The sequence below is a fragment of the Singulisphaera sp. GP187 genome (assembly GCF_900129635.1).
Taxonomy (GTDB): domain Bacteria; phylum Planctomycetota; class Planctomycetia; order Isosphaerales; family Isosphaeraceae; genus Singulisphaera.
Genome location: NZ_FSRB01000001.1, coordinates 4,062,284 through 4,082,329 on the forward strand (window position 1 = coordinate 4,062,284; position 20,046 = coordinate 4,082,329).

The window sequence follows — 20,046 nt, forward strand, 5'->3', positions numbered from 1 at the left end:
GCCGAGACACATTCAAGTGCGAATATAAACTTTAGTCAACTTCCCCACTGGGAGGTCCACTCGCGGTAGCGGGCGAATCGGCGATTCACCACCTCGGCATCGAGGCCGAACTGCTCGAGGCTATAGCGATGGACTCCGTGCTTGTGCTGCGGGTTCTCGGCCAGCCAACGGCGCATCCTGGCCGCGAACTCGTCGTCATACGCGTATCCGAAATGATGTCGGACCGCGCGGACGGTCGCGACTGGATCGGCCAGGAGCGACGAATAGGTCACGTCGAAGAACCGAGCCGGGTCGGCCGAGGCGCGGGCATCGATCGCGCGTTCGGTCCCTCGGGCCATCGCCTCGGTGAACTCCGCTCCCAGGCGTTTCAGATCAACACAGTCGGATGTGATCCCCCGAACGGCGGCGGCCAGGCTACAGAGCGAGGGAAGGACCTGAAGCGGGTCACGGTGGATCTGCACGATGCAGGCGTCGGGGAAGACGGCGAGGAGCGAGTCGAGGCCGTAAATGTGGGCGGGCGCCTTGAGAAGCCAGGGGTCTCCCGGCCACCGCCAGGAGAGGAGTTGGAGTTGCCGGCGTAGGTAACGATAGGGCTCGAGCAAACTTTGATCTCTCATCCATTCCACATACTGAGGCACGTCGAACAGGAATCCGTTGACGCCGGCAATAAATCCATGCACAAACAGTTGATTGCACTCCTCGGGGCTCTCGGCATCGAACAGGTGGGCGGCACGGACCCGAGGAGCCAGCGAATTGAACAAGGCGACCTGCCTCCGGGCCCGGGCAATCCGGGGGTCGGTCAGTCGGGTCTCGAAGCGGGGTGAAGGTGAAGGCTCAAGCGTCTCCCAGAAGAGTAAGGGACGGCCGCCAGGATCCTCACACATCAGGCGATGCAGGAATGTGGTTCCGCTTCGAGGGAGTCCGGTGATGAACAAGGGACGGTGGATCGGCGTGTCGAGGATCTCGGGGTGCCGGTTCAGGTCGTCCTGAATCCGCAGGCGGTTCGTCAACGCGGCGACGCAGTATTCGCGAAAGAAGAGCCGGCCGAAAGTGTGGGCGTTGCCCTGGGCCTCGAACGCATCAACCAAGGCCCTGAGACCGGCTCGAAACCCGTCATCGCCCCAGTCCGAAAGGCCCGCTCCCGCCCTGCGCTGAGCCGCGGCCAACAGCAACTCGGGGTCGAGCCGGGGCCAGAGCAACCCGAGTCGCCTGAGTCCTCCCCCTACCCCATTGAGCGCTCGCATCCAGGCCGGCCGGTGAGGACGATCCCAGATCGGCTCTCCCGTCGATGCCGACAATAACGATGATCCGGGGCCGGCATTCTCGATCTCACTCGCCATGATGCTCGACTCTCCTGAGTGTTGAAGGAGTCAGATCATTGGGAAATGAAAAAGCCTCGAATTTTGAATTTCTCGATTGAGGCGAGCAGAGGGGAGAAAGGAAGGAGTGTCAGCTCCCTGTCTTTTGACCAACGCCAACGCGAAGAACCAAAGACAGGGAGCGACCCGCTCCCCGCTCGCCTTTGGGGGGCGAGCGAACGACAAATTACTGGCAGGCCTTGAGGAAGGCGATCAGGTCCGCCAGCTCTTTCGCGGAGAGTTGCTGATCGAGTCCGGCCGGCATGACCGAGACTGAGCCGGGGCGAATCTCTTCGATCTCGTCCCTGGCGATGCGGGCTTCCTGGTCGGGACCGGTGGCAAGCACGATCTCGTCGGGGGTCTCCTTGCGGGGCAGACCGTTGAAGATCTTGCCGTCCTTGGTCGCGATGCTCAAGGGCTCGAAGCTCCGCACGAAGCTTGCGCTCGGGAAGAGGATCGCCTCGAGCAGGTCGCGCTCGGTGCGGATCTTACCGATGTGGGTGAGGTCGGGGCCGACCTTGCCCCCCAGGTAGCCGATGGCGTGACAGGAAACGCAGGCCGCTCGGGTGCTATTGAATACCGCCTGCCCGCGCCTGACGTCACCACCGTCGAGTTTGGCCAGGAACCCCTCGAGCCGCGCCTTCTGACTCGCCGCGTCCGCGTTCAGCCCCGCGTACAGTCCTTCCGCCGACGCCTGGACCTTTGCGCTGTACTTCGCCAGGCGGGGCTTGATCGTCTCGACCCGAAGCGTGGTCCGGGCCGGGGACTGCTCCAGGGCCTTGACCAGTTTCAGGCCAACCTCCTCGTCATGGCTCTGCTCGAAGCCCGAGAGCAAGCGATCGATCTCGAGCGGTCCCGCACCCTGGACCGTGTCCGTCAAGGCGGCGAGCTGTTCGACCGTCAACCTGGCGTTGGCCAGCACGTCGGCGGCCGCGCTTCGGATCGCGACGGAGCGGTCGGGGGCCAGTTCCCCCTGGAGAAAGGTCAGGAGGACCGCATCGACTTCGGGCAAGCCGCCCGGCACGGCCGCGAGCGCCTCGAGCCGGACGTCGGCCGGCGTCGTCTCCCGGCTCGCCACCTGGAGCAAGGCCGAGGCGAGCGGACGCGAGCGGGTCTTGGGAGTCTGCAGAGTCCGAGTCGTCGCGATCGCCTGGCGGGTCAATGCGAGGTCGTTGCCTGAGATGACGGCGATCAAGCCCGGTTCCCAGGCGCTGAACGCATCACGGAGCCCCGATCCGGCCATCGCGTGCAACGCAGTCAGCTTGGTCCCGCGCGAGGCGGCCGCGTCAGGCAACGGCTCACCCAGCAATTCTTGGATCGGTGCGGAGCGGGCCAATCGAGCGAGCTGAGCGCTGAGCTCGTCGTCCCCTGCCGGCATTTTCCCTTGCTCGTTCAGCCGCTGGCGAAACGAGCCGACGAGCGCGCCGGCCCACTCGGGATGCCGGCCGGCGATCCAGGATGCGGTCTCCCGGACGAGCGGGTCGGTCGAGGCGAGCCCAGAGGCAATGTCCTCGGCCTTGAGGCCGCCCCCCTCCATCTGGTCGAGCGCGACCAGGGCGGCGCGACGGGTCCTCACGTTCTGGCTCTGAAGCCCGGCCGCCGTTCCGCTCGGGTCGGCGATCTCGATGAGTGCGTAGGTCAGAGAATGCTCAAGAACCCGATCCGACGGCTCCCCGGCCGCCTCGAGCAGGGCCGACACCACCCCCTGGCCGCCGATCCGCCCGAGCGCCTCGGCCGCGGCGCGGCGGTTGGCCGCCACCTTTTCCTTGAGCACCACGAGCAAGGGCGCCAAGGCGTCGCGGTCCCGCCAGACGCTCGCGGAGTGAATGGCCGCCAGTCGGACCGTTTCGTCAGTATCGGCCAGGGCCACCCGAACCGCGGCGCGGGCCTCGGGGCGATCGACGCGCGTCGCGGCCCACACGGCGTTTCGCCGCAACTCGGCCGAGCGACCGCCTCGAATCGCTTCGGCAACCACCGAGACGGCCGGTTCGCCTTGCTTGCCCAGCAAGTGGATCGCCCGAGCGCGCACCGCGGAGCGGGGGTCGTCCAGCCGCTTGACGAGCTCGTCAGGCGTCGACTTGGCCCACTCGAGCTTCAACCCACGCGGGTCGTCGATCCGAGCCGCCCCCTTGCGGCGCACCCGGTAGATCGCCCCCAGCACATTCGGCTTGCCGATCTGCGAGGTCGGGCAGCAGAGCTTGTACCAGCCGCCGGTGTCGAGCACGACCAGGCTGCCGTCGGCATCGTCCAGGACGTCGGTGGGGTGGAAGTCGTGGTCGGCCTCGGGAGAGACCAGGAAGTCTTCGTCGCGCGTGGTGAAGGTCGCTCCGCTCGGCTCGAGGACGTGCCTCGTGACCTTCTGCATGTTGAAGAGCGCTGCGAACAGGTTGTCGCGATAGCCGGGGCCGAACGCGTCGGAGTCGTAGCGGGTGAGTCCGGACGGAGCCGCCGCGCCGAGGTGGGTGAGCGGCGGCATCAGGTCGGGGCCCGTCTTGGGGTGCGGGTCCAGCACCGCATCATGAACCTTGCCGTAGACACCGCCGTAGATCGCATGGATCAGGCCGTCGCGGCGCCCGCCCCCTGGGTTCTGCAGGAAGGTCGTCGTGAAGATCCGCTCGCCCCCCGGGGTGAAGACGACGTCGACCGGGTTATCCATGCCGCCGGTCATCACCGACTCGATCCGCGACCCCTCGGGACGACGTCGAAAAATATGTGCGGCTTTGGTGACAAAGGGAGACCGGCCCGGCCGCTCATACGTCTGCTCGGCGAACGCCCCCTTGCACCAGTAGATCCAGCCGTCGAGGCCGAGGTAAGGGCCGTGCAGGTCGTTGGCGCAACCGGTGAGGGTTTTCCCCTGGAACCACTCGGTGCGTTGATCGGCGACACCGTCGCCATCGGTGTCGGTCAGTTTCCAGAGGCTCGGGGGGGCCGCGACGTAGAGGGAGCCGTCGTGCCACATCGTCCCTTCGGGGAACATCATCCGATCGGCGAACACGGTGCGTTTGTCGTACCGGCCGTCGCCGTCGCTGTCCTCGAGCCGCAAGATGCGGTGGGTCCTGTCGACAACCTGCTTGGCGACCGGGTCGTTGGATCCGGACGAGTCGGAGACGTAGAGCCGGCCTTGCTCATCGAAGTCGGCGGTGATCGGCCGATCGACCAGGGGCGGGCCCGCGATGAGCTCCATCTCGAAACCGTCGGCCAGAGTGAACGTGCGGCCGTTCAGCTTGAACTCGCCCGCCGTCGCGGCGGAGAGCCCGGTGAAAAGGACCAGGGCAGCGAGCGCGAACGTGGCATTCACAAGTCGAGGTCGACACATCGGTGGGGATTCCAGGAGGGATGAACGCGTCAAGGAGTGCAACGATCAGGGCCTTTCGTAGGCGCCGAAACCAATTCGGAGGCTTGAGGGGGACGAGGTTCCGGAGATCCTCCTCCGTGGCCTCGTCCCCTTTTTTTTCCTTCAACCCCCGATCACTTCGCGATCGGGATGAACTTCAGGCAGACGGGCGACTTGACCTCGAGCGACTGGCCGGTCGGCTCGAGTTTGCCGGTTGCCGGATCGATCCGGAAAACAACGATCGTGCCGGAGTCTTGGTTGGCGGCCAGGAGGAACCGGCCGGTCGGGTCGATGGCGAAGTTGCGCGGGGTCTTGCCGGCGGTCGGCTGGTGGCCCACCGATGTGAGCCGGCCGGTCGCGGCGTCGATGGCGAAGATCGCGATGCTGTCGTTGCCGCGGTTCGAGCCGTAGAGGAACTTGCCCGAGGGGTGGACCTGCACCTCGGCCGTCGAGTCGCTCGGCTTGACCTCAACGCCGGCGGGCAGCGTCGGCAAGGTCTGGAGCTCGTTCAGCACGCCATGGTCCGCGTCGTAGTCGAATGCGGTCACGGTGCAGTTGATCTCGTTGATCACGTAGGCGTGACGGCCGTCGGGGTGGAACGTGAAATGGCGCGGTCCGGACCGGCGTGCCGTTGGCGCGAACGGAGGGTCGTTGGGGGTGAGCGTTCCCTTCGCCGCGTCGAACTTGTAGACGAAGAGCTTGTCGAGCCCGAGGTCGGCCGCGATCGCGAACCGATTGGCGGCGTCGACGTTGATCGAGTGGGCGTGCGGTTTCCCCTGGCGCTTGGGGTCGGCAACGGTCCCGGTGTGCACGATCGACGCGGTCGCGGCGCCGAGCCGGCCGTCGGCCAGGATCGGCAGCGAGGCCACGGTGCCTCCCCCGTAGTTCGCCACCAGGACGTTCTTACCGGCGCGGTCGACCACCAGTTGGCACGGCCCCGCGCCTTCCGATGATTCCGTGTTCAGGTGTTTCAGGCTCCCGTCCTTGGGGTCGATCGCGAACGCGCTCACGCCGCCGCTCGGCCGTCCACCGCGCTCGGCAACCTCATTCACGGCGTAGAGATTCCGGTGGGTCGGGTCGATCGCCAGGAACGACGGGCTGAGCGACTCGGCGACCAGCCCCCGTGACGTGAGCGTCCCCGACTCCGGGTCGAGATCGAGCAAGACGATCCCTTGGTCTTTCCCGTTCGTATAGGTGCCAACATAAACGCGAATCTTCGAGAGCGTCGAAGGATCGACGACGGAAGCCGCCTTGGTTTCGGCGAAGGCCACCGAGAGACAGCCGAGGAGCAAGCCGATCTGCCACATAGAAGAGGTTCCCGTTCTTGACTGGAGAGTTTTTGAAATTCTCGCGAGGGTCGCCGAAAGTCCGTCTTAGACTAACTCCATCGGCGGGTGGCCGAAATCCTTTACCTCAGGATTAGATCTCGCCCAACTCGGCATCGAGCGCATTCATGCGTTCGTGGAAGGCGTCGTCGGACAAGAGAAGCATGGACAAAGGTTTAATGTCTCCCTCGAGGAGCATCAGCAGCTCGGCCGTGCCGGCACGCCGGCCGAGGGCGCGGCCGCGCGTCTCAAGGGCCTTGGCGACGATCGCATCGAGGTCGAAGGCCGAGGAGGCCCTCGCCAGGCGCAACGCCACCTCGTCCAGGTCGGACGCGGTGAACGTCCCCTTGCCATCGAGCCGGGCCGCCTCGGTGATCGTCAGGAGTGCGTCGGCCAGCCGCTCGCACGCCTTCTCTTGGAGTTTTGTTGGCTTGGTCACGTGGATGACTTTCGGTTCGGACCGGCGCGTCTCAATAATGCCTCGGTGCGGTCGCGGCTTTCAACGAGAGGCAGAACTCCACCGACCCCTTGAGTCGGCTTCCCTTGGGACGAGGCTTCCGCCTGCCGCCCCCACGAGGTTCGTGACCGGCAAAACGCCCAGTTTACAAGACAAAACAGATCCACACACTCTCTATAGAATTCCGAGAATTCTATCAACCTGAGTGCCCGCCGAGAATCCGCGACGGGATTGGTCGGTGAGATCTGCAACGACTTGCGACCCTAACCTCGGTCGATCATGATGGCAAACCGTTTCGTTGATTGGACACGCGTGCACCCACAAGGAGATCCTCATGAACCGTTTTCTCGCTCGGCTCGCTCTTTGTTCGTTTGCGGTCAGTCTGCTGGCGGTCGGTGGTGGTGGCGCTCGGGCCGCCGATGAAAAAGAGGAGCGTTTGGCTCATGTGGTTTTCTTCACACTGAAGGATCACTCCAAAGAGTCGAGGATGAAGATGCTCGACGCTTGTAAGACATACCTGAGAGGCCATGATGGGCTGATCTCGTTCTCGGCTGGGATCATCGCCGAGGATGTGACCGAACCGGTCAGCGACCGGGATTTCGACGTTGCGGTCCACCTGGTATTCCGGGATAAGGCGGCCAACGCGGCGTACCAGGCCCACCCGCGTCACAAGCAGTTCGTCGAGGAAAACAAGGCGTCCTGGGCGAAGGTCCGCGTCTTCGACTCCTACCTCGCCGCGCCCTGAACCGCGGACCGACAGACGTCAAACCGGGGGCAACGCCCCACGTTTGACGTCTGTCACGGCCCGGGTTTGCCGCGCGGATCGACGGATTCAACGGTCGCTATTTTTGAATTTTAAAAGCAGTAGGATGTTGTCACTCAGCAATCTCATGATATATTTGCAGACTATGGGACTTCGCTTTCCCCATACTGTCGATTATAAAAGATGCTCAAGCGGCGAGCGGACGTTCGGACTCAGGTTTTTCCTCAGCCGTTCTCAGCAAATCCCCTATTGACTCTCAGAGGGGTTCGAACGCGCCGTTCGGGCGAACGCATGAATGTTGGAGAATGCTTCGATGGCGAGTGCGACTTCGGGTGTGAAGAAGGTTGCGAAGACGGCAACGGCGGCGGCGACGAAGACAGCCGCGGCAACGAAGACGGCCACTGCGTCCAAGGCCAAGGAGAGCGGCCAGCGTCTCAAGCAGGCGCAGCGTGCCGCCAACCTGCTGAAGCAGGTCAGCGACGCAACCCGCCTTCAAGTGATCTTGATGCTTTCCGAGGGAGAGCGACACGTCGGCGCTCTGAGCGAGGAGCTGAGCCAGAGCCAGCCCGCCGTCAGCCACCACCTCGCCTTGCTCCGGCACGGCGGGATCATTTCACCCCGCCGTCAAGGGAAGAATAACTTCTACGGCCTGACCGAGACGGGCGAGGAACTGGCCAAAGTGGTCAAGTCGATCATGGTCTGAGCGGCTCTCATGAGCCGTGCCCCCCAAAAAATATGACGCGAGCCATCCGCGGGACCTCTGTCCCGCGGATGGCTCGCGTCATTTCGTTCGCATGAATCCATGCTCGCACGTGGAATGGCTATTTGAGCTCAAGACTGCTCGGCTTGACCCCCGTCTTGAATTTCCCGAATCCAAACGGAAGCGGGTGGTACTCGCCGACGATCGAGACGTCGGCATCGGCGGAGAGCTTGCTCTCGAGGCCGGTCGCCCAGTAGGTTGCATTGACCAACAGCCTGCGCACCCCTTCGTTCTCAAGGTCTTGCGAAGCGCCCATCGTGGTCGCGAAGACGCGACCGGTCTTGCCATGCGCGCCGGAGTAGGACTTGGTCCAGGCGACAGGCATCATCGGATCGTTCTTCGACCCCGTGATCGGGGAATCGTCAGGCTTCATCCCTGAGAGAATCTGCCCGAAGACCAAGGGCTTACTGTCGCCGGGCAAGGGCAACCGCACGCCATAAACATCGGTTGGCCCCCAGATCTGGCCATCTTTGATCCCTTTGAGGATCGGGTGGTTCTGCTCCCCGGGAGCGAGGATTCCGCGCGTGCTCTGCGAACCATGGGCGCCGTGGTGGCTGTGCCAGGTCTCACCGAAAATGAGCCGGCCGAAGCCCCCCTCGAAGCCGGGGACCTTGCCGTTCCAGGTGTACTTGGCATAGGTCTTGTTCTTCTTGAAGTCGAACGCATGCGTGGCAGTTCGGAGGCCGATGATCGGCCGGCCCGACTCGAGGTAGTCGACCACGTGCTTCATCTGATCGTCCGGCAAGTCCCGAAACCGGGTGGCGATGATCAGCAGGTCGGCCGTGTCGAGCGCTTCCAGGCCGGGGATGTTGTCGAGCCGTTTGGGGTCGATCGTCCCGTCGTCACCGATCGCGAACAGGACGGTGCAGGTAAATCCATGCCGCGTGGCCAGGATCTTGGCCAGTTGGGGCAGCGCCTCCTCCGAGCGGTACTCCTCGTCGCCGCTGACCAGGACGACGCGCGTGCCCTTGCCCGGACCGTCGCCTCCTCGGTATACGACCCAGGAGTCATCAGCCTGGGCGCGGCCGCCGCAAACAGCGATCAAGGCGAACGCCCAGAAAAGGCGATATCGCTCCGCGATTCTTATCTTGGCCACGGTTCAGCCTCGCATTCGAAAAAAAAAGGAGCGTCGATCAGTCGACGGCCACAGAGCATCAGTCATTCAAATCAGCATTTTCCCGCTTGTTGGGTGGGCACGACCCACCACCTTTGATCGTTTTTTCTCGCTCACAAGCAGACGAGGGGGGGCGTTCGGGTTCAAGGACCGGCCGGGCTGACTTCAAAAACGTGCGTCCCCCAAGGGGGCAGATCGAGATAGAGACCGTGCGGGACCAGGTCGTCACTGCTCCGTAAATACTCGAACGGGCCGGTCAAGTCCCGAAATTTCCATGCCTTACCCGCAAAAGTCTCAGGCGGCAGAACGACGTAGCACTGCCCCTGATCGGGAGCATAGTTCACGGCGATCAGCAGTGTCTCGCCGGCCGGACCTTCCCACATAAAGGTGAGAAACTGCTCGGAGGTCGTATTCTCGTTCCAGGCCCGGCGACAGTCACGCAAGGTCCAGCGGCCCCGACTCAACTCAGGACGCTTCAAGATTTCGAGCAAACGGGCGTAAAATTCCGCCAAGGGAGGGTTGACCGGCTCGATCGCGCGGCGGGCCAGGTGGACCGAAGGCTGAATCGTCGCCCCTTCGAGTTGCCCTTGGTGGAACAAGCGGAGCCCCGGGACCAGGAACGTGACCGTGGCGGCCGCCCGGTGGACCTCCCAGGGGACAAAGGCGGACGCTGCGCGGGGCTCGTCGTGATTCTCCAGGAACCGAGCGGACCTGCGCTGAAAGTCGACGTCAGCGCGGAGATGGTCGCGGACGGCGGTGGCGTCCTGGGCATGGAGCCGATCGTAGAGCCGTTTGTCGTAGGTGACGTCGAACCCTTGATGCTGGAGTGTCCACTCCAGATCCCAGTAGGCCTCGGCCAAAAAGAGGAAGTCTGACGCCTGGGTGCGAACCCGAGCGATCGCGGCGGGCCAGAACGGGGCATCGTCCGAGGGACTGCCATCGCTCGGGCTCGACGCCTCCTTCCAGGTCCGGGCAAAGATCTCGGGCAGGACCAGCATCGCCATGTCACAGCGCAGGCCATCGCACTGGGTGGCGACCTTCGCCAGGAGATCACTCATCGCCGCCCGCAGCGCGGGGTGGCGGTAGTTGAGTTGGAAGGTATCGGGCCACCCCGGAAAGTACGGGTCGCGCCCGAACGCCAGCACTCGTGAACCGGCCACCGTCTCGACTCGGGCATAGTTCCCCGGCTCGCGACCGAGGTCTCGCTCCGTCCCCGCGATGTAGAACTCCGGGTGCTGCTCGACCCAAGGGTGATCCCTGGCCGTGTGGTTGGGCACGAAGTCGAGCATCAGCCGCACGCCCCGGACCCGGAGCCGGCCACGCAGCCGGGCCAGCGCCTCGTCCCCCCCGAAATCGCGGTGCACCGTATACCCCTGGATGGCATACGGCGATCCGCACACGTCTTGATCCGTGAAGTCGGGGAGATGGGCGCGATACCACCGCGCCCACTCAGGGCGACTCCGCGAGACCTCACGCCCGACCGCTCCGGTCTGCCAGACGCCGAGCAGCCAGACCCAGTCAAACCCCCGCGCGGCGATCTGGTCGAGCGCCTGATCGGGGACATCGTCGAACGTTACCGGCCGCCCCAGGGTGCGTGCGAGCCCCCCGAGCCAGTCGCGCGTGGCGATTTCATAAAGCAAGGGAATCGCCGCCTCCCTTGAAATCAAGATATCTGACCTGTACAATCGTTGCGTCGCCGCCGGATGTTCCGGCCTCATCGCGCGACACTCGGTTCTTTGAAAACTCGACGTTCGGGGTTCCCGTCGGAAACACCTCGACGGGGTAAAACGTGGAAGGAATGAACGAACCGCTGGCGATCGGGCAGGCTCGGTCGTCGTGGGCGGTGTGACGCCGCCCTGGCCGTCGTGAGACGGTCGAAGCGGGGAAAACATGCTGGGTCGGAGTTTTCTGGCGCCACATGGCTGGTAACCGCAATCTCGAAAGCTCCAGGTTGGAAGCCGTCGCCTTCAGGCGACGGAGGATGTCACGAACAGGTATCCCAAACGTCAATCCAAGCCGGTCCGAGAAAAAAAACGGCGGGCTGGAAGCTGGCATTTGCAAACCTCAAGGCCCGTCCGCCCCGTCCAACTTGCGGACTTCTTCCTGGAGCGTCTTCTGCACCCGATGCTTGGCCATGAAGACATTAGCGACCGGCATGCCGAGGCGTCGCGAGGCATCGGCCCCGGAAAGGCCCTCCAGCGCGGTGAGGCGAAAGGCGTCCCACGACTGGGCCGAGACCCGTTGCCGGACATGGAGCATGGCCACGTCGAGCAGCTCGCGGTCGAACGCCTCCTCGATCTGCCGCTCCAGATCGGCGCGGGCTTCGAGCGAATTCAAGGTTTCCCAGGCTTGATCGTCCCCCTGGCCGATGCGATGTTGCCGGCTCCCGACAAAGTCGAGCAAGGTGCGCTGGGTGACCGTCTTCAGCCAGGCCCGAAAACTCCGGGCCGGATCGTATTGAAAGTCACGCATTTTTTCGGTCAGCTTGGCGAGCACGATCTGGGCCACGTCGTCGGCATCGGCCCCCTGGAGACCGCGAGCGCAGCACCAACCATAGATCTTGGGGCGGTAGCGCCGGACGAACTCGTCCCAGGCCTCCGCATTGGAGGGGTCGTTCTGGAAGGTTCCCAGCAGGCTGACGGAAGTCTGGGTATCAGCGGCTTCGGACATCGCCTCCCCCGGGGAAGGGATCATCAGGACGGATCGACCAACCGATCGGCCGGGCAGCCGACCACGCCGGACCCGGTCCACGCGCCATTAAGGTTCGACCCAGCTTAACGAACGCGCTTGACCGCATGAAAGAGCGCCGAGAAGTTTCAATCATCTCTTTTCCTCGCCTTGCGAATCTGGCTAGCATGTTGTCATGCGAAACGAGTTCGCGGCGAACGAACGGACGGGTGGCCGGTGGCGGCCGCGCAATCAGGATGTCACGTTAGGTTGGGGACGATCGCGCCGTATTCTCAATGGAGGAGACCAAAAACCAATGGTCCCCATCTCATGGGAAGGCATCAGGAGGCCGCGATGAAAGGCTGCCCGGAGGGCGAACGATTCGTGCTGCTTTTGCAAGAGCGGCTGGATTCCGCCGAACAAGCCTTCATCGTGGGCCACGTCGAAACTTGTCCACATTGCCAAGATTACCTGGAAGCGCTGACCGCGGGGGGCTTCACGCCGTTCGAGACCGAGAAACAGGAATCGCGGAGGGAACCCTTCGCCGCGAACGCGGGAGGTGACGGTCCGCCAGCCCTCGGACGACGTCGCCCGGATTGGCCGTCGCTCCCGGCCGGGGCGAGACGGTCGCCCCTCCACGGGTTCTCGAGATCCGCGGGATCCCCGTGGCCCTCGGTCCCCGACTTCGAGATTCTGGAAGAGTTGGGCCGAGGGGGGATGGGGGTCGTCTACAAGGCCAGGCAGCGGTCGTTGAACCGACTGGTGGCCTTGAAGATGATCCGTGACGGCGGCCGCGCCCGACCGAGGGACCTGGCCCGGTTCCGGATCGAGGCCAAGGCGGTGGCGCGGCTCCGGCACGCGAACATCCTCCAGATCTACGAGATCGGCGATGAGGCCGGGCTCCCGTTCGTGGCCCTCGAGTTGCTCGAAGGGGGCAGCCTCGAAGTTCGCCTGGCCGGCACGCCTCAGCCCGGTCCGCGCGCCGCCGAGACCCTTGGCATCCTCGCCCGAGCGATCCACGCCGCGCACCAGGCGGGGATCATCCACCGCGACCTCAAGCCATCGAACGTCCTGTTCACCTGCGACGGGATCCCCAAGATCACCGACTTCGGCCTGGCCAAGCGGCTTGAGGAAGACGACGGCCATACCGAGAGCGGCCAGGTGATGGGCTCGCCCAGCTACATCTCGCCCGAGCAGGCGCGGGGACGAAATCGCGAGGTGGGACCAACCGCCGACGTCTATAGCCTGGGCGCCATCCTCTATCAAATGTTGACCGGACGGCCCCCGTTCCGCGGCACGACGCCGGTGGAGACCGTCATGCAGGTCATCCACGAGGAACCGGTCCCGCCCTCGCGGCTCCTCTCGAAGGTGCCGCGCGACCTGGAGACGATCTGCCTGAAGTGCCTGGACAAGGAGCCGCGCCGCCGCTACCCCAGCGCAAGTGACCTGGCCGACGACCTCGGGCGCTACCTCGCGGAGGAGCCGATTCGGGCCCGCCCCACGCCTCTCTGGGAGCGTGCCCTGAAATGGACCCGACGCCGGCCGACGGCCGCCATCCTCGTGGCCCTTGGCGTGGCGAGCGGCGTCGGCCTGGGCGTCTCGGGACTGCGCTACGAGCGCGACATGGCCTCGGCCCGTCTGGCCGGCGCCTACGCCCTGAACGACGCCAAAAAGGCGGCCGCGCGCGGTGATCTGAACGGGGCCAGAGACACGCTCGTGGAGCTCTCGACGCGAATCGAGAAAATCCCGAGCCTGGCGGACCTGGACGCCCAGGCCGCCGGCCTGCTCGACCGGATCCGCCGCGGGCTCGCCGGGCGCGAGGCCCGGGAAGCCGCCTCGACACGGTTCGACCGGTTCCTTCGGCTCCGGGACGAGGCGATCATCCGCGACGTCCATTTCACCGGCCTGGACCTGCCCGATGACCCCAAGGTCACCCGCCTGGCCGTCCGCGCGGCTCTGGCCGTGTTCGAGCCCCAGGGGCAGGCCGGCTCCGGGCTCGTTGGCTCCCTGCCCGACGCCTTGACAGCCCAGGAACGCGACGACGTGGTCCGCGGCACCCACGAACTGTTGCTCGTGCTGGCCGAGTCGGTCTCGCGTCCGGCGGCCGGGGAAGATCCGGTCGGGCAGGCCCGAGAGGCGCTCCGGATCCTTGATGTGGCGGCCCAGGTCCTCCCGCTCCCTTCGCCGGCCTATCACCTCCGGCGCGCGGCCTGTCTGACCCGCGCGGGGGATGAGCCGGGGGCGTCGCGTCAGCGCGTCGAAGCCGAGCGGCTCGAACCGGCGAATGCGTTCGATCACTTCTTGCTCGGGCGCGAGTGGTCCAAGCGGGGGTCACTGGTGCGGGCAAAGCGTCACTTCGACGCCGCGCTCCGGCTCCAGCCCGATCACTTCTGGGCCCTCTGCCTTTCGGCGATCTGCGAACTGAACGCCAGCCCGCCCCATCCCGAGGTGGCCAAGGCGGCGCTTCGCGACTGCCTGGCACGACACCCCGACTTCGCCTGGCTCTACCTGCTCCGCGGGTTCGCCTCCGGCCAGATCGCCACGGCGGAGCCGAACCAGGCCCTGGCGGAACAGTCGTTCGAGGATGCCGAGGCCGACTTCCGCAAGGCGCTCGAGCTCGGGGCCGGCCAAGAACTGCGCTACGCCTTGCGGGTCAACCGCGGCCTGATCCGGTTCAAACGCGATCGGCCGGGCGAAGCGGCGGCCGACCTCCGCGAGGCGATCGCCCTCGACCCAGCGCGATTCAACGCCTACGTCACCTTGGCCCACCTCGACCGCGAACAAGGGCAGCCCGAAGAAGCCGCCGCCCTGCTCGACCGCGCGATCGAGCTGAAACCGGACCTCGCCCCGCTCTACCGGACCCGGGCCCTCTGGAAACTCGAGAGCAAGGATCGGGACGCCGCCCTCCTTGATCTCGACGAGGCGCTCCGGCGGCAACCGCCGCGCAGCCCCGAAGCGGCCGGCGACCACGCCCTGAGAGGGCACTTGCTCTGCGCGGCCGGGCGCTACCAGGAAGCGCTCAACGCCTGCGACGCCGCGCTCGAGATCGATCCCGAGGAGGCCGAAGCCCACCGCTGGAGAGTCGCCGCGCTGCTCGAGTTGAAACGGTACGACGACGTGCTCCACTCGTGCGACGGCTACCTCGCCAACGGCAAGGCCGCGCCCGAACTCCTCGAGATCCGCGGCCTGGCCAAGGCCCACCGCAAAGACTACGCCGGGTCAATCGCCGACTATACGCGGGCCCTCGCCCTCAAGCCCGACCGGGCGACCTTATATACCCATCGCGGCTGGGCCCACCTCATCTCCGAAGCGCCCAAGCTCGCCCTGCTCGACTTCGAGGAGGCGGTGCGGCTCGACCCCGGGAGCGGCGACGCCTTCTCCGGCCGGGGATCGGCCCTGGTCCTGCTCGGCCAGCACCGGTCGGCCGTCGCCGACGCCGAGGAAGCACTCCGGCACGGTGAGCCAACCCCCCGGATGTACTACAACGCCGCGAGGACCTATGCCCAAGCCTCCACTGTCGCCGCCGCACACGTCGGTGTACGCGGCCGCGAAACGCTGGACGTTTCTTTTCGCTACCAAGACCGCTCCCTTGAGCTTCTGGGCGACGCGTTGGGGCGTATTCCCGACGGCCAGCGCGACACGTTCTGGCGCGAGGTGATTCACGCCGACGAGGCGCTGCGGGCGATCCGCCGCCGTCCGCGATTCAGCGAACTCTCCGCACGGTTCGCGCCGACGGATCCATGACCGGGCCTTGAATTGACCGAGGTCGCATTCGTCACCCGATCGCCCCCGCATCCCACAACCGGCCCGAGCGTCTCGCAACGAAACCCCCGAGAGGAACGCCGACGATGGCCATCGTTCCCCACGCTCGCCCCTTCAAGGACGATCTCCAATGACCCTGCCCCGCCGTTCCAAGCCGTCACGAGCGTGGCACGTGGAGCAGCTCGAGGACCGGGCCCTGCTAACCACCGTGTACGGCCCCGCGCCCGCCAATCTCGACGTTGCCTCGACTTCTTTCTCACCGAGCCTCTGGCGGGCTCCCTGGATCGACGCGACCTCGGCTGCCGACCGTGGCCAATTCGCCATGGGCACAACGAACCCCAACGGCTTGACCCTCTCCCTCCGCACGAAAGACATGCTGCAGGCGCGGTCAGCCTTCTTCTTTAGCCGGGGGAACCTTTCGTTCGAGTCGCCTGCGATCGAATTCGGAACCAGCGATGTTTATAACGTGATCCAGATCACAAAACCGGTCCGGATCCCCGGCGAGATGGAGGGGGCGGCCCCCCCTTTCTTCGGGGTTGCGATCCGAGGTCTTCCGGGAGTCCCCCCGGGCCGAGGCCCGTTCGGCGTCACCTCCTCAAACTTTGGCCGATCCCGCGACGACATTGAGGGAGGCCCCGCTCGATTCGGCGGCTCCCGGCTCTCGCTTCTCGTCATCTCTCCCGAGTCTTACTGGGAGAACGGGATCATCGGCAAATCGTCGGAGGAATTATTCGCGTTTGCCGGAACCGGATCGTCGAGCGAAGCCCGAAGCGCCTCGTCGCCCCACACGGAGCCAACGTCCAACGAAGCCGAGGCGCACGGCCAGGCCCAGGCCTCCTCGAACTCCGCCGCCCTCTCGCCCGGATCGTCCATTGGCAACGTCATGATCTGGGTGGGCGTCGACGCCTGGTCCAGCGATCCCTCGATTTCCTCGATCCTGCTCAGCCGAGGCGACTTCGAACCAGGCGCTCTGTTCCCCCAGGACGACCTTCCTGAGTTGAGCGCACTCCTCACCTCGCTCCTCAATGAATGGCTCGATGACACGGCCGAAATCTCGCTCCCCCTCACCGGCCAGTTGCAGCAAATCACCAAGCTCGACCCGCTCGACGAATCCTCACTCGCCTTAACGGCCACGCTCCTGACCGTCTCCAGCGCCCCCCAGCCCCCGTCCACGACGGCCGGACCAGGTTCCACCGAGAACCTCCTGACCGAAGCCTCTCTCCCCGTCCCTCCCTCCTGGGCCGGTTTCGTCATCGGCCTGGACGAAGCGTTCGAGGCAAACCGGCTGGCGACCCGTCGGTGGCCTTCCGGCCCCGACCCACAAGCGAAAGCGGGGCCACGCGACGAGGCTAACGAGGCAGCCCGAACCATCGAGCAGTCGGCCGCGGACAGGGCCATCCAAGACCTGGACCAAGCGCCTCCACCCCGGGATGCCGTCGACGCCCTCTTCCTGCCCCTTCCCGGGGAAATCGAGCGGGACTCGACCGAGCGGGAAATTCGCTTGGCCGCGGCGGCCCGCGCATCCCTGAGCCTCGCCATCGTCCCGGCCCTCTGGGCGGAACGACTCCGTCAGCTACCCCGCCGCCGCCGAGAGCGACTGGCCCCGGGCGATCGAGCCAAGGATTGAGGCGGGTCCGGGTGTATCGCTTCACCGAACTCGCCATCAATCCATAAACATCCCACAATTAATCAGCAGTCAGAATCGCACGGCCCACCATCCTAACCTCCAATTTAGCAAGGAGATCGGGATGGTGGGCCGTGGCCACCCCACGGGAATCGTTGGCCCCATGATGACGCCAGGGCCGATCGCGACAATTCACCCCGACGGCGCATCAGCCGTTCGCGGGAACCGCGAAAAAGTTGGCGCTGAAGGTCGTCGTGGGGAAGGACTGAATCCGGTCGGCGATTTCCCCTTCCGAACTAATTGCGTGCAACCGGTAGCCGAGCGACTGAAGCTCATCGAGGATCTCCATCGGAGTGACCCCGGCATTGGCACAGGTAACATCACCGATTTCGAGCATGATCCGGGCCACCCGCTTGGCCCGGAGTAAGCCACGGGCCCCGCGAATCACGCCGAGCTCGAAGCCCTCGACGTCGATCTTCAGGAAATCAATCTGATCGAGCCCTTCCGCCTCGGCATGGGCGTCGAGCGTGAGGATGGGGACCTCGATGATCTCGTCAGCCGAGAGCGGCTTCCGGTTCCAGGTGATCTCTTGGGTCGCCAGCGTGTTCAGGCCGCTCATCTCACGGTGCACGCGAAGCTTCGCAGTACCAGGGGCTTCGCCGACGGCCGCGGGAAAGACCTTCACGGTGGTCAAGTTGTTGATCGCGAGGTTGCTCAGCAGCAGGTTCCGCGTGCTCGGCGTGGGCTCGAAGGCGTGAATCACCCCTTCGCCGTTGATGAAGTGAGCGGCCTCGAAGCTGAACATCCCGTGATTTGCCCCGACGTCGATTACGGTCATCCCCGGCCGAATGGTCCGCTCGATCAGCGCACTTTCATGAGTCTCGGGATTGCCATCGCGGAGGTAGTGATACTCCGAGAGGCTCACGGCCTGATAACGCTGCCCCCAGCGGTTCCGCGACCAGGGAGCCTCATGCCGCAAGGCATGAACGACCCGCCACTCAATCGTGTTCCGCAACGTCCTGGATCGCCTAGCGATCCCCTTGACGGCGCGAGAGATCAAAGACGGATGTCGTCGGCTTTTGGTGGGGTTGAGGGACATGATGCATCACCTTTGCAACCGTGGAACTGACGGAACAGAAACACTGGACGACGACCGCCGTGAATCTCACCGGTTACGGCGCTCCGGAACCAGTGCAACGAACAGCGACGCCCTCTTTAACGAAGCGCGTTTTCGGAAACCCTGACCAGGCGAGGCCGATGACCAGCCCACCCCTTGCCCCTGAACTCACGACAGAAATCATGAAATCAAAAACTAATAATGCATACAAAATCACAAACAACCCAAAAGTTGGGATATCCCAAGGAATCAAAAACAGTAACAACAGTGCGACCGCGATCCCGAGGACGTCCCGTCCACGTTGATCTCCTGAAGCGAAGCTCATCGACGTCGACGTCAACCCCGCTGATGATCCTCATCATGAGTCGCGGCGGCCCATCCCGACCCGAGAATGGTCGCCTTGGATCGATCCGGATGCATGAAGTGCGTCCTTGGATGGATCGATTCGACGTCCGTCCCCCGGCTGTCCACCTCCGTGATCGTTGGGAAGAATTCCGAGTGCCATCATGAGGTCGTGCCGCTTGTCTTCCGTGATCCGGCCGCGCCCAAAACATCATCCCTCGGAATGAGGATGACGACCGGCCTTGCTTGAGCCGTGGGCATCATCGGCATTATGAGAGATGAGACGCCCGCGCGCCAAGCTTGAACAACGGTAATAACCCGCGAGGCCGCGCCCCCTTCAGGGTTCAGACCTTCGCCCGCGGCCCTCGCGCCCCAACCCTGACCTCAATCGGCAAGTCCTGGGCGGTCGTCCCGGACCGCTTCGTAGGCCCGCGCCCGGTTCGGCGACGGCCGCTGGCCGAGCATGAGCCAAGGCCACGCGACCGCCTGGCACCGCACCGCGACCCCGCCTTCTAAAACCCAAGAATGCTCCGATCCAGCCGCCGAACCCAGTTGGTTTGTTCCGATTAGGACGACTTTGCCAATTGCACCCGGGGATTTCACATCGGAAGTTCTTGACATAGCTTCTGTATACAGGATATTTTACCTAAACGCTTCCGGTCAGAGAAGCTAGGCATTCTAACACGACTTTGCCGACCGGCTTGTGTTTTGCGTGTCATTCGCTCGGTACTGCCTTTGGAAGGCAGGCGTCCCCACCCGGACACTTCATGGGCGGAGTTCCTTCCCAAGGGTGTCACTCCGTGAGCAAGCTGCACAGCCGAAGCGATTCCAAAGCGAGTCGAAACGCACAACGGGTCAATGCCGACCAGCAACGACGGATGGAACCGCGTCCTCTTCGCGGTTGATGGCGGTGTCGAAGGGAACGAAACTCAGTTCGCGGTCAATGGCGGTGGATGCCATCGAGGTCGGCATGGGGCTCCATGGTTTTGGCTGGGCTTGGCTTACTTGCAGCGAGTGAATCGATCGGATTGCGGAGGCGACGAGTCCTCCGGTTCGAGAAGTCAAAAAGCGGTCTTCGGCGAAAGGGATTTCCTGCGTTCGGTGGACGGATCCAGGGGCGAAGGAGGATTGCCCCGGACGTGCCCCCTTGGAGATTCCCTGGTCATGGTCCCTGGACAGACGGCCAAAGACGTGAAATTCCGAGTTGTGGTGAACCACGAGGAGCAGTATTCGCTCTGGCTGGCCGATCGGGATATTCCCGACGGCTGGAGTGATGCTGGCAAGGCGGGGACCCGGGAAGAATGTTTGGCCCACATCGAAACGGTGTGGACCGACATGCGCCCCCTCAGCCTGCGCCGGGCGATGGATGACGTTCGCTGAAGATGGATCGGCGAGTGCTTCGAGCCCGAAATGCGCGCGGATC

Annotated in this window: 14 protein-coding genes; 5 read left to right on the forward strand and 9 right to left on the reverse strand. The window is 64.6% G+C overall.

The features are described from left to right. Positions 1 to 35: 35 nt before the first annotated feature. The 4 genes from BUS42_RS15750 to BUS42_RS15765 form a co-directional block, all read right to left on the reverse strand. The gene (locus tag BUS42_RS15750; protein WP_074307778.1) at positions 36 to 1,340 is read right to left on the reverse strand and encodes a sulfotransferase family protein; all 1,305 of its coding nucleotides are present in this window, start codon (positions 1,338 to 1,340) and stop codon (positions 36 to 38) included. Between the two features lie 205 nt (positions 1,341 to 1,545). Beyond that, on the reverse strand, positions 1,546 to 4,674 hold the full coding sequence (locus tag BUS42_RS15755; protein ID WP_074307780.1) for a PVC-type heme-binding CxxCH protein: 3,129 nt from the start codon (positions 4,672 to 4,674) through the stop codon (positions 1,546 to 1,548). Between the two features lie 152 nt (positions 4,675 to 4,826). Beyond that, positions 4,827 to 5,999 carry a lactonase family protein gene (locus tag BUS42_RS15760; RefSeq protein ID WP_074307782.1) on the reverse strand — a complete coding sequence of 391 codons (1,173 nt, stop codon included), beginning with the start codon at positions 5,997 to 5,999 and terminating at the stop codon, positions 4,827 to 4,829. 112 nt (positions 6,000 to 6,111) lie between these two features. Further along, a complete protein-coding gene (locus tag BUS42_RS15765) occupies positions 6,112 to 6,456 on the reverse strand; it encodes a hypothetical protein (protein ID WP_254053542.1) in 345 nt (114 codons plus the stop codon). Positions 6,457 to 6,808: 352 nt separating this feature from the next. On the opposite strand from BUS42_RS15765, the gene BUS42_RS15770 reads away from it, so the two are divergent. After that, entirely contained in the window at positions 6,809 to 7,219 is a 411-nt protein-coding gene (locus BUS42_RS15770) for a Dabb family protein (protein ID WP_074307786.1), read from the forward strand. Positions 7,220 to 7,550: 331 nt separating this feature from the next. Then, complete coding sequence (locus BUS42_RS15775; protein ID WP_074311108.1) at positions 7,551 to 7,940, forward strand: ArsR/SmtB family transcription factor; 390 nt, start codon at positions 7,551 to 7,553, stop codon at positions 7,938 to 7,940. 118 nt (positions 7,941 to 8,058) lie between these two features. Here BUS42_RS15775 and BUS42_RS15780 read toward each other — a convergent pair whose 3' ends face one another. The 3 genes from BUS42_RS15780 to BUS42_RS15790 form a co-directional block, all read right to left on the reverse strand. Further along, complete coding sequence (locus BUS42_RS15780) at positions 8,059 to 9,093, reverse strand: ThuA domain-containing protein (RefSeq protein ID WP_074307788.1); 1,035 nt, start codon at positions 9,091 to 9,093, stop codon at positions 8,059 to 8,061. A gap of 161 nt (positions 9,094 to 9,254) precedes the next feature. Next, positions 9,255 to 10,829, reverse strand: coding sequence for an alpha-amylase family glycosyl hydrolase (locus BUS42_RS15785; RefSeq protein WP_083670227.1), 1,575 nt, complete (start codon positions 10,827 to 10,829; stop codon positions 9,255 to 9,257). A 346-nt stretch (positions 10,830 to 11,175) separates the two neighbouring features. Then, positions 11,176 to 11,781, reverse strand: a complete 606-nt coding sequence (locus BUS42_RS15790) for an RNA polymerase sigma factor (protein ID WP_074311110.1) — start codon at positions 11,779 to 11,781, stop codon at positions 11,176 to 11,178. Between the two features lie 351 nt (positions 11,782 to 12,132). Here BUS42_RS15790 and BUS42_RS15795 point away from each other — a divergent pair, with 351 nt between their 5' ends. Next, positions 12,133 to 15,522: a serine/threonine-protein kinase gene (locus BUS42_RS15795; RefSeq protein WP_074307790.1), complete on the forward strand. Its 3,390-nt coding sequence runs from the start codon at positions 12,133 to 12,135 to the stop codon at positions 15,520 to 15,522. Between the two features lie 148 nt (positions 15,523 to 15,670). Continuing rightward, the gene (locus BUS42_RS15800; RefSeq protein ID WP_074307792.1) at positions 15,671 to 17,167 is read left to right on the forward strand and encodes a hypothetical protein; all 1,497 of its coding nucleotides are present in this window, start codon (positions 15,671 to 15,673) and stop codon (positions 17,165 to 17,167) included. 205 nt (positions 17,168 to 17,372) lie between these two features. Here BUS42_RS15800 and BUS42_RS15805 read toward each other — a convergent pair whose 3' ends face one another. Then, a complete protein-coding gene (locus BUS42_RS15805) occupies positions 17,373 to 18,179 on the reverse strand; it encodes an FkbM family methyltransferase (RefSeq protein WP_254053544.1) in 807 nt (268 codons plus the stop codon). Positions 18,180 to 18,336: 157 nt separating this feature from the next. After that, positions 18,337 to 18,621: a hypothetical protein gene (locus BUS42_RS42765; protein WP_143206340.1), complete on the reverse strand. Its 285-nt coding sequence runs from the start codon at positions 18,619 to 18,621 to the stop codon at positions 18,337 to 18,339. 1,166 nt (positions 18,622 to 19,787) lie between these two features. On the opposite strand from BUS42_RS42765, the gene BUS42_RS15810 reads away from it, so the two are divergent. Next, on the forward strand, positions 19,788 to 20,003 hold the full coding sequence (locus BUS42_RS15810) for an MbtH family protein (RefSeq protein ID WP_074311111.1): 216 nt from the start codon (positions 19,788 to 19,790) through the stop codon (positions 20,001 to 20,003). The last annotated feature ends 43 nt before the right edge of the window (positions 20,004 to 20,046 follow it).

Coding starts and splice junctions, on each gene's coding strand:
- BUS42_RS15750 (WP_074307778.1), bottom strand. CDS start 1,340: ATGGCGAGTGAGATCGAGAATGCCGGCCCCGGATCATCGTTATTGTCG.
- BUS42_RS15755 (WP_074307780.1), bottom strand. CDS start 4,674: ATGTGTCGACCTCGACTTGTGAATGCCACGTTCGCGCTCGCTGCCCTG.
- BUS42_RS15760 (WP_074307782.1), bottom strand. CDS start 5,999: ATGTGGCAGATCGGCTTGCTCCTCGGCTGTCTCTCGGTGGCCTTCGCC.
- BUS42_RS15770 (WP_074307786.1), top strand. CDS start 6,809: ATGAACCGTTTTCTCGCTCGGCTCGCTCTTTGTTCGTTTGCGGTCAGT.
- BUS42_RS15775 (WP_074311108.1), top strand. CDS start 7,551: ATGGCGAGTGCGACTTCGGGTGTGAAGAAGGTTGCGAAGACGGCAACG.
- BUS42_RS15785 (WP_083670227.1), bottom strand. CDS start 10,829: ATGAGGCCGGAACATCCGGCGGCGACGCAACGATTGTACAGGTCAGAT.
- BUS42_RS15790 (WP_074311110.1), bottom strand. CDS start 11,781: ATGTCCGAAGCCGCTGATACCCAGACTTCCGTCAGCCTGCTGGGAACC.
- BUS42_RS15795 (WP_074307790.1), top strand. CDS start 12,133: ATGAAAGGCTGCCCGGAGGGCGAACGATTCGTGCTGCTTTTGCAAGAG.
- BUS42_RS15800 (WP_074307792.1), top strand. CDS start 15,671: ATGACCCTGCCCCGCCGTTCCAAGCCGTCACGAGCGTGGCACGTGGAG.
- BUS42_RS15810 (WP_074311111.1), top strand. CDS start 19,788: ATGGTCCCTGGACAGACGGCCAAAGACGTGAAATTCCGAGTTGTGGTG.